The following is a 21,393-nucleotide window of genomic DNA, read 5'->3' on the forward strand; positions in this document are numbered from 1 at the left end:
TTTTGTTCCAGTAGGCGGTGGAAGTAATACTATTAAACTTGGATGCTTATAAAAACACCGGACGGAAAAGCGTATTGCGAGTTAAAAATTAATAAAGTGTACTGGCGTTTAAAGAATCTGGTGGCATTAATTAAGTAAGGAGAAGAATGCCAATATGAAAGTCTATCAACGAGAGGCGAAGCCTGAGGGTGATTATACAATTACACAAGCTACTCAGGAAAAAGTCATATCTCAGAATAACGTGCTATTTTGGTTTCCTGGAGTGCTGGTGACAGGACGTAAAACGCATTATCTTAAAGAGAATCTGGGCTATTTAGAAGGGGCGTTGGAAGATAAAAGTGGTGCAGCAAATATCTTTGCCGTGGCTTATAATAGAGCGAGAGATAACGAGCGATCATTGAAGAATACGAATGCCGATGTAAATTATAGCAATGAGGAAGCGCAGGCATTTGTAGAGCAATATCTTCTTCCTATGATACATGATCAAAAACAGATTACGCTAGTGGGATATAGTTATGGCGCTTCGTTTATAGAAATGACCCGGAGAGTATTGGTAAAAAAGTTACGGGACAGTTTATTCTCTGATGAAGATATAAATAAAATGTTGCAGAATGTTATGGTGATTAACATATCAGGTGTTAGCACTGAACAACCGGGAACTATGGCAGAGCCGAACTTCACGACTGTGCGTTTTGATAGCCAGCAGGACACAATAGGTAGCACCCTTAATGCTGCCGTGGGTAAATACCAACAACTGTTGCATGGAAAAGGGCTGTCAGATGAAATTGTAGTTCGCCCCATATCTACAAACCGCGTGCAAGTTTCCATTCCTATCAAGCCTGAAGGAGCGATTGCACCGCGTTACAATAAAGAAAGCCGAAAAACAGAGCTATTGCCGCATGATCCCGAAAAGCATGGCGTACCGGGCCATAAATTGGTGTATTACGTGCATCCAAACGATGCTACTTATCCGGGAGGAGTAGAGATGGTGCGCAAAACATTGCAGTATGCAGTGAGCAGGCAAGGACCACCGGTAGATATGCTTCCCTATCTGACAAACCTGATGCGACGGTGTGTGCCAGATGAAAGAACATGGACAGTTTATGTGCGAAATAGTTCATCTGCTAATAGAATTCGATAGATGCTTGGTGCATAGGCTATATTAGGTTATATTAACGAACCCATTCTTTAGAGACCCGTAATGACAGAAGTGATCAACCTGAATCAGAAGCGCAAAGCAAAGGCGCATACGGAAAAGGAGCGGAAAGCTTCGCAGAACCGTATTAAATTCGGGCGTACCAAGGAAGAAAAGAACAAAGAAAAGCTCAAAACCAAGCTGGCCGAGCAGCATCTCGACCGGCACAGGCTGAAACCGGAAGAAAACGAATAATACAAATCTGTAACAAGGAGACGACATGACTAAGCAAGCCAAGACCGCATTGCCGCAATGGAACCTGAAGGATTTTTACGATAGCCTGCAATCGCCTGCTGTAGGAAAAGACATAAAGCGCGCACAGGCAATGGCGGAGAAGTTTGCCAAGGAATATGCGGGCAGGGTGGCGAAGCTGGAGCCAAAGGAATTCACCGAAGCTGTGAAACAGTATGAAGCACTGAGCGAGCTACTTGGCAAACTTGGTAGCTATGCGTCGCTGCTCTATGCGGGCGATATGAGCAAACCGGAGAACGCGCAATTCTACCAGAATATCCAGGAAACACTGACGAATATCACGTCTGAACTTTTATTCTTCACGCTATCGGTTAATAAATTAAGCGATGCGCAGGCGAAGAAGCTGCTGAATGCGCCTGAATTCGCGCATTACGCGCCATGGCTGCGTGAGCTCCGGGTGTTGAAACCTTACCAGCTTTCTGACGAGATCGAAAAACTGCTGCATGAAAAGCAGGTGGCAGGAGCGGCGGCATGGTCGCGGCATTTTGACGAAGTAATCGGTGAGCTGCGTTTTCCGGTAAACAAGAAACCGCTCGTGCTGGAAGAAGCTTTGCATCTGATGTCCGACAGCGACGAGAAAAAACGCAAAGAGGCGGCGCTGGCTGTGGGGGATGTGCTGGCAAAGAACATCAAGACCTTCGCGCTGATTACGAACACGCTCGCCAAGGATAAAGAGATCGAGGATAAATGGCGCGGTTTCAAGCGTCCCATCTCATCGCGCAATATCGCCAATCAGGTGGAAGACGAAGTAGTAGATGCGCTCATGACCTCCGTGCGCGCCAATTATAAAAATCTCACGCATCGTTATTATAAGATGAAAGCAGGTTGGCTCGGCAAGAAGCAACTGGCTTACTGGGATCGTGCGGCACCGCTGCCGAAAGTACCTGAGCGTAAATATAGCTGGGACGAGGCGAGGGAGCTCGTGCTTTCCGCCTATGCCGCTTTTTCACCGACGCTTGCCAAAACCGGCAAACAGTTCTTCGAGAAAAACTGGATCGATGCCGAAGTGCGCCCCGGCAAAGCTCCGGGTGCGTTCGCACACCCTTGTGTACCGTCTGTGCACCCCTATCTGCTGGTAAACTTCCAGGGCAAGGCGCGTGATGTGATGACGCTTGCGCATGAGCTTGGGCATGGCGTGCACCAATGCCTGTCCGCAAAACAGGGGGCGCTGCTGTCGGATACACCGCTGACGCTGGCGGAAACGGCTTCCGTCTTCGGCGAACAGCTTGCGTTCCGTGAAATGCTCGCACGTGAGAAAAACGCCGCGCGACGCAAATCTATTCTTGCAGGCAAGGTGGAAGATATGCTCGCGACCGTCGTGCGCCAGATCGCGATGTGTGAATTTGAAGTACGCGTGCATGACGAACGCCGCAAGGGCGAGCTGACAAGCGAGCAGATCGGGCAGGTCTGGGTGGACGTACAGACGGAGGCACTGGGCAAGCATGTGAAGGTGACGTCGGAATGCCGCCATTTCTGGGCTTATATTCCGCATTTCATTCACACGCCGTTCTATGTCTATGCCTATGCGTTCGGCGATTGCCTCGTGAATTCGCTCTATTCAGCCTACCAGAAAGAACAGAGCAGGGGCAAAGCGAAGGATTTCGAGCAGAAATATATTAAGATGCTGGAGTCCGGCGGCCGCTACCGCCACAAGGAACTGCTAGCACCGTTCGGGCTGGATGCCTCAAAACCTTCCTTCTGGCAGGGAGGACTGGATGTAATCGCCGGTCTCATTGATGAACTGGAAGGGATGTAGGGCTTTATAAGGGGAAGGAAACTTCCCCTTATTGCTTTTATAGTCCCCAATCAGAGAAAAGAAGGGAGAGTATAAGGCCATATTTTTTGATTAATGATCAGCAGAAGCATAATTTATATACGGCCCAAATATAAAACATCGAAAGATGAATATAAAAAACTCATAAAAACAATTGGTTAAAAAAATATTAAACAAAGATGTTTTTTGTTGTTGACTCTCCCCCCCTAATCCCATACATATGGCCTCCCGCTGATGAGGCGGACGAGAGAAAAAAGACGAAAAACTCTCTGATGTTTTACAAAGTGAAAATGAGCATTTAAGCGCAGGTGATGGCGTAAGTAGAATTTTAACGTACGCTGTTATTTGTGCTAAACCATGTAATTATTAAGTAATAACGTGGTCGCAATTATCCTTAGTTGTAATGACGGGATAATGTGACAGCGTGCGAGTCAATCAATTCGCTTTAGTTAGACTAAAGCACGGATCAAAACTTGAGAGTTTGATCCTGGCTCAGAACGAACGCTGGCGGCAGGCTTAACACATGCAAGTCGAACGGTTGTAGCAATACAGCAGTGGCGCACGGGTGAGTAACGCGTGGGAACATACCTTAGAGTCGGGAATAACAGCGGGAAACTGCTGCTAATACTCGATATTCCCTCCGGGGGAAAGATTTATCGCTCTAAGATTGGCCCGCGTCAGATTAGCTAGTTGGTGGGGTAATGGCCTACCAAGGCGATGATCTGTAGCTGGTCTGAGAGGATGATCAGCCACACTGGAACTGAGACACGGTCCAGACTCCTACGGGAGGCAGCAGTGGGGAATATTGGACAATGGGCGAAAGCCTGATCCAGCCATGCCGCGTGAGTGATGAAGGCCTTAGGGTTGTAAAGCTCTTTTGTCAGGGAAGATAATGACGGTACCTGAAGAATAAGCACCGGCTAACTTCGTGCCAGCAGCCGCGGTAATACGAAGGGTGCTAGCGTTGTTCGGAATTACTGGGCGTAAAGAGCGCGTAGGCGGTTATACAAGTCAGGGGTGAAATCCCGGAGCTTAACTCCGGAACTGCCTTTGAAACTGTATAGCTGGAGTGTGTGAGGGGATAGCGGAATTCCTAATGTAGAGGTGAAATTCGTAGATATTAGGAGGAACACCGGTGGCGAAGGCGGCTATCTGGCACACAACTGACGCTGAGGCGCGAAAGCGTGGGGATCAAACAGGATTAGATACCCTGGTAGTCCACGCCGTAAACGATGAATGCTAGCCGTTGGGCCCGTAGGGTTCAGTGGTGCAGCTAACGCATTAAGCATTCCGCCTGGGGAGTACGGTCGCAAGATTAAAACTCAAAGGAATTGACGGGGACCCGCACAAGCGGTGGAGCATGTGGTTTAATTCGAGGCAACGCGAAGAACCTTACCAGGCCTTGACATGGATAGTATGGTTCCCTGAAAGGGGATCCTTCAGTTCGGCTGGCTATTCACAGGTGCTGCATGGCTGTCGTCAGCTCGTGTCGTGAGATGTTGGGTTAAGTCCCGCAACGAGCGCAACCCTCATCCTTAGTTGCCAACAGGTTAAGCTGGGAACTCTAAGGAAACTGCCGGTGATAAGCCGGAGGAAGGTGGGGATGACGTCAAGTCTTCATGGCCCTTACGGCCTGGGCTACACACGTGCTACAATGGCGGTTACAGTGGGCAGCTAACCCGCGAGGGTATGCTAATCTCAAAAAACCGTCTCAGTTCAGATTGCACTCTGCAACTCGAGTGCATGAAGCTGGAATCGCTAGTAATCGTAGATCAGCACGCTACGGTGAATACGTTCCCGGGTCTTGTACACACCGCCCGTCACACCATGGAAGTTGGTTCTACCTTAAGCTGCTGTGCTAACCGCAAGGAGGCAGGCAACCACGGTAGGGTCAATGACTGGGGTGAAGTCGTAACAAGGTAGCCGTAGGGGAACCTGCGGCTGGATTACCTCCTTTCTAAGGAAAAGAAGTATTAACGTTACAGAATTATCTGTCGTTTATTTCTTTTATCTTACACATCTGCTACGTCGTCACCTGTGCCTAAATGCTCTTCACTTTTAAACAACGCGAAAAAGCCTCTGTGGAAACACGGGGGCTTTTTTGTTGTCCGGGAGAGGGAAAAAAGACGTTTCGGTGAACTTTTTACTTTAAATCTATGGAAATTAACCCATAATTAACCTCTCGCGTGTACAATTTAAAGTTGCCCTTTCTGTTTTTATTCCCGTAAATTAGTTGGAAGCTCAGGAGGCAGGGGTTGTCGATAAGGCGTAAACTGACTCTGATGACGATCTTTATTAGCGTCATAGCGGTGGCTGTCGCTGTGGCCTCGGTGACGCTTTTTCTGATTTACGACATGCGCAAAAGTAAAATTGAATCGGTAGCGCTGATTGCCAAGATCGCTGGCGACAGAAATTCAGCGGCGCTCGCATTCGGCACGCAGGATAGTATTCAAAATAACCTAGAAATCTATAATTTCAGCCCTTCCATCCGCGCAGTCTGTATTTATAACGAATTCGGTCTGCTTTTTGGGAAATACCGCCCGGAAAAAGCAGGGAAAGAAGAGCAATACTGCCTGCCGCAGTTTGTAAAATTACCGCAGACCATACCGGGCCTGATTACCGTGCGCGATGAAATCCGCCATAACGGAATGTTTCTGGGCAGTATCTATGTCGTCAGCGATACAAGAGAAATTCATAGCTATGTAGTGAAAATAACTCAGATAAGCTGTGCTGTAACAACAATAACATTGCTGTTTGTGCTGCTGGCGACATTTCATTTCAGCCGCATATTCTCCGGCCCCATCCAGGAACTGACGGAAACCATTCAGACCATCACAGAGAGTAAAAATTATAAACTGGAGGCCAAAAGCGGCTATACTGGCGAAATCGGCATCCTGGCTTCCGCATTTAATGAAATGCTTGGGGAAGTACTGCGCCGTGACAAGGCGCTTGCAAGCGCAAATGAAAAACTGGAAGAAAAAATAGCGCTGCGCACCGGTGAGCTGCTGGAGGCAAAAAGGCGCGCGGAAGAGGCGAGTGAAGCCAAGTCCGAATTCCTGCGTAACATGTCACACGAATTCCGTACACCGCTGCATGCGATCTTAAGTTTCTCATCCTATGGCCTGAGCGAATGCACGGATGAAATGAATCATGAAATACGCCGCTACTTCGAGCAGATTTACAAGGGGTCGGAACGTCTGGGCAATCTGGTTAATGAGGTACTGGATTTCGCCCAGTTGGAGAAAGGAAGCCAGACCTTTGTGATGCATCGCGCAGATCTGCGTGAGCTAGCGTCGCATGCCTGTGAAGTGGTTGCGCCGCTGATCAAGGAAAAAAAGCTCATGCTCCATATCGAGCAGCACAAAGAGCCTGTCCCTGTTATATGCGACCATGCCAAGATCGAGCAGGTTATCACCAATCTGCTTTCCAATGCGATTAAGTTTACCCCGCCGGATAAAAAAATTGTGGTGCGCACGCAGGTGATCAGCAATATGGCAATGCTCTCCGTCGTAGATCAGGGGATTGGTATTCCCGAAGGGGAAAAGGACGCTATTTTCGAATCCTTCAGGCAGAGCAGCCGTACGAATACGGGAACGGGCGGAACAGGATTGGGGCTGGCTATCTGCAAGAAAATCATCGAGATGCATCGTGGAAAGATATGGGCGGAAAATAATGCGGGAAGCGAAGGGGCTTGCGTCGCATTCATTCTGCGCAGGCAAAATGAGGAAACTCAGGAGACGGAAATATGATGAACGCAGTGCTACCCAAGCCCAAGCGCACCATACTTGCGCTGGACGACGATGAAGCCAATCTCATCATTCTCGAAAAAGCGATAGAGCGTGCGGGCTACGAATCCAAGTGCTTCATGTCGAGTGAGGAGGCGCTGCATTATCTTTCGGAAAATCCGCGTAGCGTGCAAATCGCTGTCATAGATAAGATGATGCCCAAAATCAGCGGTATCGAATTCCTGAATAAGGTAAAACAGAATAATGCGCTGAAACATATACCTGTGATCATCCAGACCGGGGATGTCGGGCTGAAGCAGATGCAGGAGGGCCTGGAACACGGAGCCTATTACTATCTGACGAAGCCCTTTACGCCCGAAACGCTCATGGCGATTCTGAAGTCGGCCGAGAATGAATGCAGCCTGTTTGAGGAAGTGGTTTCCCGATCTGCTGCAGAGCAAAAAAAGCTGGTTAAATTGATACATGAAGGGGAATTCCACATCCATACGTTTGCGGAAGCGCGTGTGCTGGCGGCATTTATCGCACAGAGTAGTCGGACGCCTTCTTATGTAGCGCGCGGGTTAATGGAATTGCTGTTTAATGCTATTGAGCACGGCAATCTTGAGATCGGCTACCAGAAAAAGCACGAATGCCTTGTAAATAATACGTATAATCAAGAGATTGCGATCAGGCTTTCCCAGGAAAAGTACCAGAATCGCTCTGTGAAGGTCCATGTGCAGAACCAGCTGCTGGAAATGCATGTGACGATTGTGAATGCCGGGAATGGGTTTAACTGGCGCCAGTACATGATTCCTGATATGAATCTGAGGCTTAATATGCCCAATGGCCGGGGCATGGCCATTGCTGCGAAATTGCTGGGCGGTCTGCATTATAATGAAAAAGGCACGGAAGTGACCTGCAAGATCGATAATTAGACCGTTTCCTAAAGAACTTATCTGCCTCAAACCCGCGCGCTCCGCTATTCTTTGCCGGATCACGAGAACTAGTGCTTGCGCTTTCAAGGCTCGTATGCTAACAGGTGCGCCTGTGTGAAATACAACCCGGAAAAATAAGATTTTAGGAGCTGAGGCATGGAAATTCGTCCGTCGGAAATATCAAGCATTCTGAAGAAGCAGATCGCATCGTTCGATGCTGGTGCTGAGCTGGCGGAAACTGGCCAGGTGGTTGCGGTCGGTGACGGTATTGCCACCGTATACGGCCTCGAAAACGTGCAGGCAGGGGAAATGGTCGAATTTCCCGGCGGCGTAAAAGGTATGGCGTTGAACCTCGCGGCAGACAATGTCGGTGTGGTTATTTTCGGCAGCGACCAGGGCGTGAAAGAAGGCGACACGGTAAAGCGTACCGGTGACATCGTAGACGTTCCGGTAGGCAAAGGCCTGCTTGGTCGCGTGGTGGATGCGCTCGGCAACCCGATCGACGGCAAAGGCCCGCTGAAAGATGTGAAGCGTTCACGCGTGGAAGTAAAAGCTCCGGGTATCGTATATCGTAAATCCGTACATGAGCCGATGTCCACGGGCATCAAAGCGATCGACTCGCTGATTCCGATCGGTCGTGGCCAGCGCGAACTTATCATTGGTGACCGTCAGACCGGTAAAACGGCGATCGCGGTTGACACCATCCTGAACCAGAAAGCTGCTAACGCAGGCACCGACGAAAGCAAGAAGCTGTACTGCATCTATGTCTGCGTCGGCCAGAAGCGTTCCACCGTTGCGCAGGTTGTAAAGCGCCTCGAAGAAACCGGCGCGCTGGAATACTCCATCGTTGTAGCTGCTACGGCGTCCGAACCGGCTCCGCTGCAGTATCTCGCTCCCTATACGGGCTGCGCGATGGGCGAATTCTTCCGCGACAATGGCATGCATGCTCTCATCATTTATGACGATCTCTCCAAGCAGGCTGTGGCTTACCGTCAGATGTCCCTGCTGCTGCGCCGTCCGCCGGGCCGTGAAGCTTACCCGGGTGACGTATTCTACGTTCATTCACGCCTGCTCGAACGCGCTGCTAAGATGTCCGACGATAAAGGCGCAGGCTCGCTCACCGCATTGCCGGTGATCGAAACCCAGGCAGGTGACGTTTCTGCTTATATTCCGACCAACGTGATCTCCATCACCGACGGTCAGATCTTCCTCGAAACCGAATTGTTCTACAAAGGCGTTCGCCCGGCTGTAAACGTCGGTCTCTCCGTATCCCGCGTAGGTTCTGCCGCGCAGATCAAGGCGATGAAGCAGGTTGCAGGTACGATTAAGCTCGACCTCGCGCAGTTCCGTGAAATGGAAGCATTCGCGCAGTTTGGTTCGGACCTCGATCCGGCGACCCAGAAGCTGCTCGCTCGCGGCCAGCGCCTGACCGAACTCCTGAAGCAGGCGCAATATTCGCCGCTGCAGACGGAAGAAGAAGTGCTCGTGATCTACTCGGGCGTAAAAGGCTATCTCGACAGGCTCCCGGTGAACAAGATCGGCGCGTTCGAAGCAGCATTGCTTGCGACAGCACGTTCTGAGAAGACGCTGCTTGCCAGCATCCTGAAGGAACAGAAGCTCACGGACGAGATCGAAGCCAAAATGAAGGCGATGATCGAAGAAGTGCTCAAAAAGTTCTAATGCCGGTTTTCAGCAGGTCAGTTTTAAGGAACATTCATGCCTAGTTTGAAGGATTTAAAAAACCGCATTAAGTCGGTCAAATCGACGCAGAAGATCACCAAGGCGATGAAGATGGTCTCTGCGGCGAAGCTCCGCCGCGCTAAAGAGCGTGCCGAAGCGGCCCGTCCGTATGCGGAAAAGATGGCGGCTGTGGTGGCATCCGTTGCTGCAAGCCAGTCGGCGAAGTCCAGTAACAATCCGTTGATGAGCGGCACGGGAAAGCTTGATACGCATCTGATCGTAGTCATGACGTCTGACCGTGGTTTGTGCGGTGCGTTCAATAGCTCCATTACACGTGCTACGAAAAAGAAAGTGGCAGAGCTGCGCCGCGCCGGCAAAGAAGTGAAACTCTTCTGTGTAGGCAAGAAAGCGTACGAATTACTGAAAGCGGATTTTGGTCATGTGATTGTGGGCCGTCTGACGGATATCGGCCGCAAGCAGATCGGTTATACCGATGCAGAACATGTGGCCCGTGCTGTAATGAAGCAGTTTGAGACCGGCACTATCGATGCGGTGCATATTGTGTTCAATCACTTCAAATCCGCTATTTCACAGGTCGTTACGTTCCAGCAGATCATTCCGCTGGAAGCTCCGGAAAACTCCGAAACTGCAGGTAATCTACTGTATGAATTCGAACCGGAAGAAGACGCAATTCTGCCGGATCTTCTGCCGCGCAATATTACTGTGCAGATATACAGCGCATTGCTGGAAAACGCAGCTTCCGAACAGGGCGCGCGTATGACAGCGATGGATAACGCAACGCGTAACGCAGGTGAAATGATCGGCAAGCTGACACTGCGCTACAACCGTACGCGCCAGGCGACAATTACGAAGGAACTGATTGAAATTATTTCGGGTGCGGAAGCGCTTTAAAAGGATAAGAAGGAGAGGGTGAAATGGCTAAAAATGTGGGTATAATCACGCAGGTTATCGCGGCGGTCGTGGACGTGAAGTTTGAAAGCGGCCATCTTCCGGCTATTCTGAGCGCGCTGCACACGCAGAACGACGGCAAGACGCTCGTGCTTGAAGTAGCGCAGCATCTGGGCGAAGGCGAAGTTCGTACCATCGCAATGGACTCGACCGACGGTCTTGTGCGCGGTCAGGAAGTCACGGACACCGGCGCACCGATCTCGGTTCCTGTAGGTCCGGAAACGCTCGGCCGTATCATCAACGTCATCGGCGAACCGATCGACGAACGCGGACCGCTGAAGAGCAAGAAAAAAGCTGCTATCCATGCTCCGGCTCCGGAATTCACGGACCAGTCCACGGAAAACGAAATCCTCGTTACCGGCATTAAAGTAATCGACCTTCTCGCACCGTACGCTAAAGGTGGTAAGATCGGTCTGTTCGGTGGTGCAGGTGTAGGCAAAACCGTACTCATCATGGAATTGATCAACAACATCGCGAAAGCGCACGGTGGTTTCTCCGTATTTGCAGGCGTAGGTGAACGTACCCGTGAAGGTAACGACCTTTACCACGAAATGATCGAGTCCAACGTTATCAACCTCGAAGACCAGACCAAGTCCAAAGTGGCGCTTGTTTACGGCCAGATGAACGAACCCCCGGGCGCACGTGCCCGCGTCGGTCTGACGGGTCTCACGCTCGCTGAATATTTCCGTGACGAAGAAGGCCAGGACGTACTGTTCTTCGTCGACAACGTATTCCGTTTCACGCAGGCCGGTTCCGAAGTATCCGCACTGCTCGGACGTATTCCGTCCGCGGTAGGTTACCAGCCGACGCTTGCAACCGATATGGGCGCAATGCAGGAACGCATTACCTCTACGAAGAAAGGTTCGATTACGTCCGTACAGGCGATTTACGTACCTGCCGACGACTTGACCGACCCGGCTCCGGCGACCTCGTTCGCGCATTTGGACGCAACCACCGTACTTTCGCGTCAGATTGCCGAATTGGGTATTTACCCGGCAGTTGACCCGCTCGACTCCACGTCGCGCATGCTCGACCCGCAGATTATCGGCAAAGAACACTATGAATGCGCTCGTGACGTACAGAAAGTACTGCAGACCTACAAATCGCTGCAGGATATCATCGCGATTCTCGGTATGGACGAATTGTCGGAAGAAGATAAGCTGATCGTGGCTCGCGCCCGTAAGATCCAGCGCTTCCTGTCGCAGCCGTTCCACGTAGCTGAAATCTTCACCGGTTCGCCGGGTAAGCTTGTGAAGCTCGAAGACACCATTAAAGGCTTCCGCGCTATCGTTGACGGTAAGTATGACGATCTACCGGAATCCGCCTTCTACATGGTTGGTTCGATCGACGAAGCTATAGAGAAAGCCCGTAAGCTCGCGCTCGAAGCGGCTTAAACTAAACGTTATGTTTTAATGAAAAGGGGAGCAATGCTCCCCTTTTTTTATATTATAAATCAATTGTTTTGCAATTCTAGCGGCATGTTTGTGGTTAAATTATGAAGTTTTGATGACATAGGTATTTCCGCATCGCATTAGCTGCTAAAACTTGATAATCTTATAAAATTACAATCTAGCTGGCGGTAGTATGCAAACATTGCAAACAAATCGATTTATCTGCGGTGAAGAGGATGAATTATCCTATGCCGATATGTGTGCAATCGTGGAGAAGGATAAAGAACTAAAAAGTAAGCTGGATCAGCTGAATACCTATTTAGAAACCCCCGGTCTTCCTGTTGAGAAAAAGCTTGATGCTGTTATCAGTACATTCGGTAAACTGGATGATAAACCGGGCGTTCCTTTAGACGAGGAATCGCGTAATCTGATAGGAAGTGAGGAATCTTCACTGTTGCGGATCCCCGACGGTATAACGCTGGAGGGCAAACAGGCAATGCGGGAACGATGTGAAAAGCGTGCCGCAATCGTCAGTGAAAAATACCTGAACGGGAAGCCGTTGCGTGTTATCGAGGTAAAAAAATGATATAGATGGCACAAGCTATTTTTGCACGGTTGGCATTGATGCGGAAGCGATGAACGCCATTGGTCGTAAAGAATATGCGGAAGTGCTATTAAAGCAGAAAGAACTGGAACGTGCGGCGGCGCAAGCAGAGCGCGCGGCAGGACAGGAGCAGGGTACGTCCACAGGAATGGTTTCCCCTGAGAAATTATCGAAGGTGGTAAGTGAGATGAGAAGTTCAACGACTGGTGACGAACCTGCTGCGAAGGTGGAAGTTCAGAATGTTGATAAAGTGCAGGTACCCACACCTATGCCTAAACCGCCGTCTGTTGGAGGCGGTAGTCCGCGACTTGGATAATTGAGAAGCGATTGATAAAGCCTACAACATTAATTCCCAGGTTTGCCCCACCAGATTCTTTCCAAAGCTTTGGTGAGGTTCCTGTCTTATGAGCTTAAAACCGGCCTTGTTATAGATATGATGTGCAGCAGTCAGGATGCTCTGCGTCCATAATGTAATCCTCCGGTACCCGCAGGCGCGTGCAAACCTGATACATTCATTAACAAGCGCATGGCCGATGCCGGCTCCGCGTGCTTCGCGTTCCACCATTAATAAGCGAATCCTGGCCGTATCCTGATCATCAGGATGCTGCGTCAGGAAAACATGGCCTGCGTGCTGCCTGTTTCGCTCCGCTATCCAGCAGCACTCGCGTTTGGGATTAAAATTACGGGTGAAGTCTATCACAATGCCCAGAACAAGATGCTCGAAGGTGCCATCCCATCCGTATTCAGTTGCATAAACATTGGCTTCCCGTTGAACCACTAACCCCATATCGCCTGGATAGGGCGGGCGCAGCATGAAAGCCTGAGAAGAGGCTTCGTGTGGCAACATAATATTTTCAATGGTCTTCATTGCGCCAATCAACTCTCTGCGCTGTGGATGCGATATATTCTCCAGCATAGCGGCTGCATGCTTTTCAGAGTTATCATTCAGTTTTGCAAATTCGGCTCTGCCTTTACGGGTGATATGCAGTTCAGAAAAGCGGCTATCTTCAGCGGATGTTTTACGTTTAATAAGTCCGGCCTGCTCGAATTTGCTGATGGTGCGGCTCATGTAACCGGCGTCCATATCCAGTGCGGCGGCGATTTCTTTGGCGGTGGGCCTTTCCCGGTTCGCCAGTTCATACAGCACACGCGCTTCCGAAAGACTGTATTTTGTCTGCAGCAGCTTTTCATCCAGCGTGCCGATCAGGCGTGTATAGGTACGGTTGAAATGCCGGAAGGCGGCAACATCGTCCGAGATGAGGAGGGGAGCAGGTTGCATAAATTCTTACATATAATTGATTAAGTCAATTAATATTGATTGATTATATCAACTTTCATGTCAATAATAAAATGATACGAGTTGTGAAAGGCAGTGCGATCAATCAAATAAAAGGACAGTCGTCCTATGGCTGCGAATAGCAAGCAGTGTCAATGGCCAGAAGGTAAAAATGGCCGCTCATATGCCGTACATTGGCGCAGGGATTTGTTTTGCTTGCCAAAGCGATCTTGTCACTCTCATCGTATTCTATGGAATACTCACCACTATCCGTGCCCACGAATCCCCAGCCACCTTCAGGAAAAGAGTGGGTGCGGGGAATTCCGGATGCAACGGGAATTTTGGAAATCCGTTCAAGATAATACGATTCTTTAATTTTAAATTGGAGCCAGTCTGTAACATAGGGGAGTTGGACTGCTTCCGCCAGAAGTAGAATGCCAATCACCAAGAATGGTGAAGCTATTACTGCTAACGCCGATTGCCAGTGACTACGAATAATATGAATAATAAGATAGGCGATCAGATAAATGATTAGAATAGGAATGCCAAACAATAAAAGTGGCACTAAAAATACCAGAAAGCCTTGGTCAACCTTCCACAAACACGAAGCAATAATAAAAGGCAACACGCAGATCAATATGAGAAAAGTATAATAAAAAGTGAACTCACCGTTCTTTGGCTTATTGAGCCAGCGCATATTAAAGATCCTCTTATTTCCTAATATATTAACATATACATAATTTATACGGTATCTATTGAAACCTCATATTTAAAGGACTATATTATTATGCAGCTTGTTTTAAGCTGTCCTTTTAAGGAGGGAATTTATGAACTACAACGACAACAATCCGATGTCTTATTCCGTCAGGGAAGGCGCCGTATCCTACGATATGGGGCTGCGCGCGTACATGCTGACGATCTATAATTACATGGCGAGCGCGCTGGCGCTGACCGGGCTCACGGCTTACGCCGCCGCATATTATGAACCGCTGAAAAACGCACTTTATACGATGAACGGCGCTCATATGGGTATGACCGGGCTCGGTATGCTCGTCACTTTCGCCCCGCTGGCATTCGTGCTGGTGATGAGCTTAGGCCTGAACAGTCTTAGTGTGGTAGCGCTGCAGGCAACTTACTGGGCCTTTGCCGCTGTAATGGGACTTTCACTGTCTTCCATCTTCTTCGTTTATACGGGCGCAAGCATCGTGCGCGTATTCTTTATCACGGCGATCCTGTTCGGCTCCATGAGCCTCTGGGGCTATTCCAGCAAACGTGACCTGACCGGCATGGGCCACTTCCTGATGATGGGCCTGTGGGGGATCGTACTGGCAAGCATCGTAAATATCTTCATGCATAGCTCACCGCTGCAGATGGCGATTTCCATTCTGGGCGTCATTATCTTCACAGGCCTCACGGCTTATGACACGCAGAAGATTAAGGCGATCTACTACCAGACTGCAGGCAGCGCTGTAGCGGCAGGTAAAACCGCCATCATGGGCGCGCTGACGCTGTACCTTGATTTCATCAACCTGTTCATTATGCTGCTGCGCTTCTTCGGCGACCGCAGAGACTAAAGACTGGTCCCGCCGCCTGCCCGGATCGGGCGGCGGGATTCCCCCTATCCGGTATCATGCATGACGATGAATAATTCGCCGGCAAACTCCAAAAGTACATTCCGCATACAGCTCATCTTCTGGTCAGCCGGAATCATTCTGTTTTTCTACTTCCTCTCGCTGATTAAAAGCATATTGCTGCCGTTTGTGGTTGGCATGCTGGCGGCTTACTTCCTGAATCCTGCCGTGCGTCGCCTGCAGATGATGACAAAAGGCTCGCGCAGCGGCGCGGCGGCGGTGATTACCATCCTATTCTTTTCGGTGACTATCCTGCTCGGTGTGGTGCTCGTGCCGCTCATTGCGCATCAGTTGACCAATCTGTTGCAGCAACTGCCGGACTATATTAAAGACCTGCAGGATAAATACAGCCACCAGATTAACCATTACGTGGCGGCGCTGAAATCCGACAAGGCAGGCGCAATTAAGGACGCTGCCGGCAATGTAGGCGGCACGTTGGCAGGCTGGGCGGGCAACATGTTGTCCGATCTGCTGCGTTCCAGCCTTGCGCTTCTGAACGTCCTTTCACTGGTGTTCATTACCCCAATCGTGGTGTTTTACCTGCTGCGCGACTGGGAACAGGTCGTCGCCCGTTTCAATGCGCTGCTGCCCCGTAAGCATGAACGGGTAATCCGCGAACAGTTACGCGCGATCGACCGCACTTTATCTGGCTTCATCCGCGGCCAGACGAACGTCTGCCTGATCATGGCCACTTATTATGCCCTGATGTTGACTGCCGCTGGGCTGAATTTCGGTCTCGGACTGGGTATTATGACCGGTTTTTTACTGTTCGTACCCTTTGTAGGGATTATGATCTGCCTTACACTGAGCATGACGGTCGCATTATTCCAGTTCGGTCTTGATCCGCATCTGATCGTAATCGCAGCGATATATCTGGTTGGAATGGCTCTGGAAGGTAGCATGCTTACTCCCAAACTCGTGGGCAACGAAGTAGGGCTGCATCCGGTATGGATTATCTTCGGTATGCTTTCCGGCGCTGCATTGTTCGGTTTCGTTGGTGTCCTGATCTCCGTGCCGGTGACGTCGGTCATCGGTGTGCTCGCCCGCTTTGCCATTGAGCGTTATAAGCAGAGCGTGATTTATTTAAGCAAATAACTGGTCGTATTCGATGTATCCCATTATGTTGAAGGCATGAGGAACTTTGCCCGATGACAACCATGCTGCAGCTTGCATTCCGCTGGCCTTCCGCAGATAGCCATGCAGTGGAAGATCTGATCGTGTCCGACTTCAATGAGCAGGCCGCACGGTTCTTGCGCGGCTGGCCGGATGGCAAAAGTGCAGCGGCGGTGCTGAGCGGGCCCGAAGCCAGCGGTAAAACGCATCTCGCACAATACTGGCGCGAGCGGGTAGGGGGTATTACGCTCGACAAGGCTTTGCTGGGACAGATGCCGTCGGATACGCTGTGGCCGGGACGTGCGCCCGCCCTATTGGAGGATATTACCCAGATTAAGGATGAGGAGGCGCTGTTTCACCTGCTGCGCCATGCGGAAACGGAAGGCAAGGCGCTGCTGCTGACCTCATCGCTGCCCGTAAGAGGGCTGCCGTTCACATTGCCTGATTTATGCTCGCGCTTGCTTTCGCTGCCGGGAGCGGCTATAGATTCGCCGGATGATGTAGCGCTCGCTACGTTCATTGCCAAATGCTTTGCCGATCGCCAGCTGCGTGTTAGTGCGGAAGTGCAGGAATATATGCTCAAACGTGTGGAGCGCTCACTGCGTAGCGTAATTGCGGAGGTGGAGAAGATAGAGAAAGCCAGCCTGGAGATGAGGAAAGAAATCACCGTGCCGCTGGTCAGGAAAATACTGGAAAGCTGAATAATCATAACCGGAGTCATTATGCGTTTCCTATTGTCACTGTTTGTCGTGCTGTTCATAAGCCAGCAGGCTGTTGCTGAAGGCGTAAAGCCCTATAAGCTTTCCTCAGATGACCGTGCAGCGCTTTCGCGCATTGAAGCCTATCTCTCGAGCGTCCATACGATCTCTTCGGATTTCATTCAGGCCGCTCCCAACGGCGATATCTCAACAGGGAAATTTTTCCTCCAGCGTCCCGGAAAGTTGCGTATGGAATATCTGCCCCCGACACCGGTGCTGATGGTGACAAGCGGTGGCCAGATCGTTTATTACGACAAGGAACTCGACCAGGTGACGCGCATTCCGCTGGAGTCGACGCTTGTGGGTTTCCTTGCGCGCGACAATGTGAAGTTTGATAACACCGTAATCATCACCGACTTTGAACGCGGCGATGAAACCATCAGCATTTCCCTTGTACAGGCAAAACGGCAGAAAGACGGTTCCCTGACGCTGGAATTCTCCGACAGTCCGCTGGCGCTGCGCCGTATGGTGGTAAAGGATAGCGGCGGACAGATAACCACGGTTTCGCTGAACAATGCCCGCTTCAATTTCCCACTGCCTTCCAATATGTTTGTCTTCAAAGACCCGCATCTGGGCAAGGTTGGCGGCATCCATAGAAATTAAAGGCTGAGCACCATCAGTTTTGGCGCGGCGGTCCATAACAGCGCGCAACGGATCGTCTTATCCGGATAGATACGGGAAATAAGGCGCTTGTATGCTTCCATCTGCCGCACATAAGCCTCGTGCACCTGCGCCTCATTTTCAGGAACATGCAGCCCGGTCTTGTAATCGATGATATACACTTCATCGCCTGAGACAGTCAGGCGGTCTATCTGCCCGGAAACCACGACCGGCTGGCCGTTCTGATTTTCCACAATGCCGGAAACCGGAGCCTCTGCAATAGAGCTTGTGCTATGGAACAGCGGCGCGAAATCGGGGCTTTCAAGAACGGTGAGCACTTCCTGCAACATAGCTTCTTGCACAGGGGCTTCAAGCATCTGCGCATAGTGATGGATAAGGCGCGCAGCCGTTTCCATCCTAGCTGCAGGTGCGACATCCGGCAGGTGCTGGAGCATGCGGTGGATGATTTGTCCGCGCAGCATAGCCGCTGTATCGATAAGCGGTGAAGATGTGGTCACGGGCCCTTCATCCATACGGGAAGGGGAAAGCGGGCGCGAAGGCGCAGGTTCCGGAGCAGGCGGTGTAAGCGCCCATCCAGGTAACTCCACACGCACTTCCTGCTGCGCAGCTGCTTGTTTATACTTAGGCGGTACGCTCTGCTCGCATAGCAGAATACGCCTTCCATCCGGCTCTTGCGACCATGCACCCTGTTCGGCGGCGCTTTTGGCCATGGCATACCAGCATTTGTCGGAAATCTGCCGTATTCCTTTCCAGCCGCAAATATAAAGTTCATCCTCCGCGCGCGTCATGGCCACATAAAGCAGGCGGCGATACTCGCGCTCGCGGTCGAGCCGGATCGTTTCGCGGATGCGGCGGCATGCGCTATCTTCCTGCGTCGACCATAAGGGTAAAGCAGGCTCGCTGCTGCTCCACAATATCCCTGTTTCAGGGCGCGGCAGGCGTGTCGTGTCAGGCAGGAAGACGATAGGCGCCTGCAAGCCTTTCGAGCCATGCACCGTCATGATGCGCACTTCGTTTCCGGCATTTTCCAGATCGCGCTTGATCTCATTGACACCGGATGCCAGCCAGTGCAGGAACCCCTGCAGCGAGGGCGTGTGTAAAGTGGTATATTCCAGTGCAAGCGAGAGAAACTCATTCAGCGGATCGTGTATTTCAGCACCAAGCCGCTGCGCCAGTTTTCTGCGTCCTCCAAGCGTATCCAGCACGTGGCTGAACAGTTCATAAGGAGCCAGGTAATCGGTCTTGGCTAGAATGCCGGAAAGAAACTCGTACGCATCCGTAAACTTTGCATTCGCTTTCAGCCTCTGCCAGAGCGTCTGCTCGCCGCGAGCGTATGCCAGTTCAAATATATCCTCTTCCGAAAGCCCAATGAGAGGGGATTTTAATATAGTGGCGAGTGTGAGGTCATCCTGTGGCAGCAGCAGGAAATGGCCGAGCGCAATACAGTCCGCCACGGCAATATGTTCCGTGAGCACGAGCCGGTCTGCACCTGCAACGGGTACTTCATATTTTTTGAGTGCGCTGATCATGGCGGAAGTGAAGTCGCCGCGCCGCTGCACAAGGATTAATATATCGCCTGCTCGGACTGGCCGATCCTGCGAAGCGAGTTTTCGCCCGCTGTCGATCCATTGCCGGGTTTGGACCGCGATGCGCTCCGCCAGCATAACTTCCGGTGAGTTGCCTCCTATCTGGCGATCGCTCACATGCCAGGCAGGCAATGCTTCGCTCGCTTCGAGTTCCGTAAGCGGCCATAATTCAACGCGGCCCGCCATGCCCATGCGGTGCGCGGTATGATCGACGTAATTCTCCGAGAATACCAGCCCATCACGCGCATCTGCGCTGGCAAAGACCGTATCAACTGCATTCAATACGGCCTGTGTAGAACGGAAGGAAAGGGCTAGCTGCACATTGCGAAATTCCATGCCGGAAGTATCCACTCGCTTACGCAGAAGATGCTGCATGCGGTCGAATTCCATCGGCACCGCGCCTTGAAAACTATAGATGGATTGCTTGCCGTCGCCCACGACGAACAAAGTGCGTTGCGTGCTGACTGCACCGGTTCCTGCAAAAAATTCACTCGTTAATGCATCTACAAGCCGCCATTGATAGGGGCTGGTATCCTGCGCTTCGTCCACAAGCAGATGGTCAATGCCGCCATCAAGTTTAAAAAGCACCCAGGCGGTGGCGTCGCGCTGCGTGAATAGTTTGACGGTATGGTCAATCAGATCGTCATAATCCATGTAGCCATGGCGTTCTTTCAGGCCACGATAGAGACCGAGCAGCGCTTCCGCCAGCGTGACCAGATGACGCGTGGAAACGGCTACGCGGAGCGATTTAAGTGCATTGGCGAATACGAGAACGCGCTGCTGTTCCGCAAGCAATATATCCTTGAGTCCTGCCAATGATTTTTCTGCGCTTTGCGTGCAGAGTTTCTTGCGCGGTTCGTCTTCGGCGGTGAGAAACGCGCGGATATAATCGGCGCATTTCGTAATATGCGGCGGAGATTCGAGCCATGCCTGCAGGGCGGCAGCCATATCTCGGTCGGTCTTGCCGTCACTCACGCTTAAGGCAGCACAAGCTTCCCGTAGCGAAGTAAGCACGTTCGGAAGATAATTGAAATGCGAGTTCAGCAGGCTTTCTTCCGTGCTTGCCGGATCGCAGCCGGTTTCTTTGTATATAGCTTGCAGCAGCGGTGATAAATCCCTTGCGTGGGGACGCGGAGGAGTTCTATAGGACGACCCCGCAGGGGAATCCGAACGAAGTTCGGATGGGGGCAGCGTGCCCCCCATATCAAACCATACACCGAAGCGGCTGCGTTGCTGGATGATATTTTCCAGCAGGCGGTTGAAAGTATATTCACCGACCATGCCCGCCAACGCTTCAATGGCAGTGGCGACGGCTTCATTGCCGGAATCCGTGAATAGCCGGTTGCGTGCGGTATCCAGTAACTCGGCAGTAGTGTGTTCGTCAATCAGTGTGAAATGTGGGGCGATACCTGCTTCGAGCGGAAAACGCTTGAGCACCGACTGGCAAAACCCATGGATCGTCTGGATGCGCAGCCGTTCAGGAGAATCCAGCACGAGAGCGAACAGGCGGCGCGCTCTTTGTATGGTTTTTTCATCCGGTGCTGCGCCTGTAAGACTGCTGAGGGCAGTGAAAAGTTCCTCGTCTTCAGCAACCGCCCAGTTTCCCAGCTGCGCTTCGATACGGTGCTCCATTTCGGCGGCGGCGGCTTTGGTATAGGTAATGCAGAGGATTTTAGATGGTTTAGCCCCTGCAAGCAGCAGACGCAGCACACGGTCGGTTAAAACCTTGGTTTTTCCCGTTCCCGCACTGGCGGACACCCATACGGAAATGCCCGGATTGGAGGCTATATGCTGGTCAACGGTCATAATCGGGTGTTTGTAACAAAATCTTCATAAACTGAGAATAGGTGAATATGGGCTGCAATGATAGAATAAAGAACAGC

Annotated in this window: 17 protein-coding genes and 1 rRNA gene; 15 read left to right on the top strand and 3 right to left on the bottom strand. The window is 51.1% G+C overall.

Annotation, left to right across the window (positions count from 1 at the left end):
* Window positions 1-154 precede the first annotated feature (154 nt).
* The 11 genes from VFT64_02325 (at window position 155) to VFT64_02375 (ending at window position 12,841) form a co-directional block, all read left to right on the top strand.
* Window positions 155-1,141 (top strand): hypothetical protein, encoded by a 987-nt coding sequence (locus tag VFT64_02325; GenBank protein ID HEU5046658.1) that lies wholly within the window; start codon window positions 155-157, stop codon window positions 1,139-1,141.
* Window positions 1,142-1,201: 60 nt separating this feature from the next.
* The gene (locus VFT64_02330) at window positions 1,202-1,390 is read left to right on the top strand and encodes a DUF4169 family protein (GenBank protein ID HEU5046659.1); all 189 of its coding nucleotides are present in this window, start codon (window positions 1,202-1,204) and stop codon (window positions 1,388-1,390) included.
* 25 nt (window positions 1,391-1,415) lie between these two features.
* Window positions 1,416-3,203, top strand: coding sequence for a M3 family oligoendopeptidase (locus VFT64_02335; protein ID HEU5046660.1), 1,788 nt, complete (start codon window positions 1,416-1,418; stop codon window positions 3,201-3,203).
* Window positions 3,204-3,690: 487 nt separating this feature from the next.
* Window positions 3,691-5,178: ribosomal RNA gene (locus VFT64_02340) — 16S ribosomal RNA — on the top strand.
* A 325-nt stretch (window positions 5,179-5,503) separates the two neighbouring features.
* Complete coding sequence (locus tag VFT64_02345; GenBank protein ID HEU5046661.1) at window positions 5,504-6,970, top strand: ATP-binding protein; 1,467 nt, start codon at window positions 5,504-5,506, stop codon at window positions 6,968-6,970.
* Complete coding sequence (locus VFT64_02350; GenBank protein HEU5046662.1) at window positions 6,967-7,881, top strand: response regulator; 915 nt, start codon at window positions 6,967-6,969, stop codon at window positions 7,879-7,881. Before VFT64_02345 ends, VFT64_02350 begins: the two co-directional genes overlap by 4 nt.
* A 156-nt stretch (window positions 7,882-8,037) precedes the next feature.
* Window positions 8,038-9,561, top strand: coding sequence for a F0F1 ATP synthase subunit alpha (gene atpA, locus VFT64_02355; protein ID HEU5046663.1), 1,524 nt, complete (start codon window positions 8,038-8,040; stop codon window positions 9,559-9,561).
* A gap of 36 nt (window positions 9,562-9,597) precedes the next feature.
* Entirely contained in the window at window positions 9,598-10,473 is an 876-nt protein-coding gene (locus VFT64_02360; GenBank protein ID HEU5046664.1) for a F0F1 ATP synthase subunit gamma, read from the top strand.
* Window positions 10,474-10,496: 23 nt separating this feature from the next.
* Window positions 10,497-11,924: a F0F1 ATP synthase subunit beta gene (gene atpD / locus VFT64_02365; GenBank protein ID HEU5046665.1), complete on the top strand. Its 1,428-nt coding sequence runs from the start codon at window positions 10,497-10,499 to the stop codon at window positions 11,922-11,924.
* A gap of 190 nt (window positions 11,925-12,114) precedes the next feature.
* Complete coding sequence (locus VFT64_02370) at window positions 12,115-12,507, top strand: hypothetical protein (protein ID HEU5046666.1); 393 nt, start codon at window positions 12,115-12,117, stop codon at window positions 12,505-12,507.
* 49 nt (window positions 12,508-12,556) lie between these two features.
* Window positions 12,557-12,841, top strand: a complete 285-nt coding sequence (locus VFT64_02375; protein ID HEU5046667.1) for a hypothetical protein — start codon at window positions 12,557-12,559, stop codon at window positions 12,839-12,841.
* Between the two features lie 21 nt (window positions 12,842-12,862).
* Here VFT64_02375 and VFT64_02380 read toward each other — a convergent pair whose 3' ends face one another.
* Together VFT64_02380 and VFT64_02385 are read right to left on the bottom strand one after the other, a co-directional pair.
* The gene (locus VFT64_02380; protein HEU5046668.1) at window positions 12,863-13,804 is read right to left on the bottom strand and encodes a helix-turn-helix domain-containing GNAT family N-acetyltransferase; all 942 of its coding nucleotides are present in this window, start codon (window positions 13,802-13,804) and stop codon (window positions 12,863-12,865) included.
* Between the two features lie 124 nt (window positions 13,805-13,928).
* Complete coding sequence (locus tag VFT64_02385; protein ID HEU5046669.1) at window positions 13,929-14,498, bottom strand: hypothetical protein; 570 nt, start codon at window positions 14,496-14,498, stop codon at window positions 13,929-13,931.
* Window positions 14,499-14,628: 130 nt separating this feature from the next.
* Between VFT64_02385 and VFT64_02390 the strand changes: the two genes are divergently transcribed.
* From VFT64_02390 to VFT64_02405, 4 genes are read left to right on the top strand one after another with little or no spacing between them, the layout of a single operon-like run.
* On the top strand, window positions 14,629-15,375 hold the full coding sequence (locus VFT64_02390; protein HEU5046670.1) for a Bax inhibitor-1/YccA family protein: 747 nt from the start codon (window positions 14,629-14,631) through the stop codon (window positions 15,373-15,375).
* 60 nt (window positions 15,376-15,435) lie between these two features.
* Window positions 15,436-16,527, top strand: a complete 1,092-nt coding sequence (locus VFT64_02395; protein ID HEU5046671.1) for an AI-2E family transporter — start codon at window positions 15,436-15,438, stop codon at window positions 16,525-16,527.
* A 53-nt stretch (window positions 16,528-16,580) separates the two neighbouring features.
* Window positions 16,581-17,246 carry a hypothetical protein gene (locus VFT64_02400; GenBank protein HEU5046672.1) on the top strand — a complete coding sequence of 222 codons (666 nt, stop codon included), beginning with the start codon at window positions 16,581-16,583 and terminating at the stop codon, window positions 17,244-17,246.
* A gap of 21 nt (window positions 17,247-17,267) precedes the next feature.
* Entirely contained in the window at window positions 17,268-17,906 is a 639-nt protein-coding gene (locus VFT64_02405) for an outer membrane lipoprotein carrier protein LolA (protein HEU5046673.1), read from the top strand.
* On the opposite strand, the gene addA is transcribed toward VFT64_02405, so the two are convergent.
* Window positions 17,903-21,316, bottom strand: a complete 3,414-nt coding sequence (gene addA / locus VFT64_02410) for a double-strand break repair helicase AddA (GenBank protein HEU5046674.1) — start codon at window positions 21,314-21,316, stop codon at window positions 17,903-17,905. The genes VFT64_02405 and addA overlap by 4 nt on opposite strands.
* Window positions 21,317-21,393 lie beyond the last annotated feature (77 nt).

The sequence above is a fragment of the Rickettsiales bacterium genome (genome assembly GCA_035765535.1).
Lineage (GTDB): Bacteria > Pseudomonadota > Alphaproteobacteria > Rickettsiales > JABCZZ01 > JABCZZ01.

Coding starts and splice junctions, on each gene's coding strand:
- VFT64_02325 (HEU5046658.1), top strand. CDS start 155: ATGAAAGTCTATCAACGAGAGGCGAAGCCTGAGGGTGATTATACAATT.
- VFT64_02385 (HEU5046669.1), bottom strand. CDS start 14,498: ATGCGCTGGCTCAATAAGCCAAAGAACGGTGAGTTCACTTTTTATTAT.
- VFT64_02330 (HEU5046659.1), top strand. CDS start 1,202: ATGACAGAAGTGATCAACCTGAATCAGAAGCGCAAAGCAAAGGCGCAT.
- VFT64_02335 (HEU5046660.1), top strand. CDS start 1,416: ATGACTAAGCAAGCCAAGACCGCATTGCCGCAATGGAACCTGAAGGAT.
- VFT64_02390 (HEU5046670.1), top strand. CDS start 14,629: ATGAACTACAACGACAACAATCCGATGTCTTATTCCGTCAGGGAAGGC.
- VFT64_02360 (HEU5046664.1), top strand. CDS start 9,598: ATGCCTAGTTTGAAGGATTTAAAAAACCGCATTAAGTCGGTCAAATCG.
- VFT64_02345 (HEU5046661.1), top strand. CDS start 5,504: ATGACGATCTTTATTAGCGTCATAGCGGTGGCTGTCGCTGTGGCCTCG.
- VFT64_02405 (HEU5046673.1), top strand. CDS start 17,268: ATGCGTTTCCTATTGTCACTGTTTGTCGTGCTGTTCATAAGCCAGCAG.
- VFT64_02380 (HEU5046668.1), bottom strand. CDS start 13,804: ATGCAACCTGCTCCCCTCCTCATCTCGGACGATGTTGCCGCCTTCCGG.
- VFT64_02375 (HEU5046667.1), top strand. CDS start 12,557: ATGAACGCCATTGGTCGTAAAGAATATGCGGAAGTGCTATTAAAGCAG.
- VFT64_02370 (HEU5046666.1), top strand. CDS start 12,115: ATGCAAACATTGCAAACAAATCGATTTATCTGCGGTGAAGAGGATGAA.
- VFT64_02350 (HEU5046662.1), top strand. CDS start 6,967: ATGATGAACGCAGTGCTACCCAAGCCCAAGCGCACCATACTTGCGCTG.
- atpA (HEU5046663.1), top strand. CDS start 8,038: ATGGAAATTCGTCCGTCGGAAATATCAAGCATTCTGAAGAAGCAGATC.
- atpD (HEU5046665.1), top strand. CDS start 10,497: ATGGCTAAAAATGTGGGTATAATCACGCAGGTTATCGCGGCGGTCGTG.
- VFT64_02400 (HEU5046672.1), top strand. CDS start 16,581: ATGACAACCATGCTGCAGCTTGCATTCCGCTGGCCTTCCGCAGATAGC.
- addA (HEU5046674.1), bottom strand. CDS start 21,316: ATGACCGTTGACCAGCATATAGCCTCCAATCCGGGCATTTCCGTATGG.
- VFT64_02395 (HEU5046671.1), top strand. CDS start 15,436: ATGACGATGAATAATTCGCCGGCAAACTCCAAAAGTACATTCCGCATA.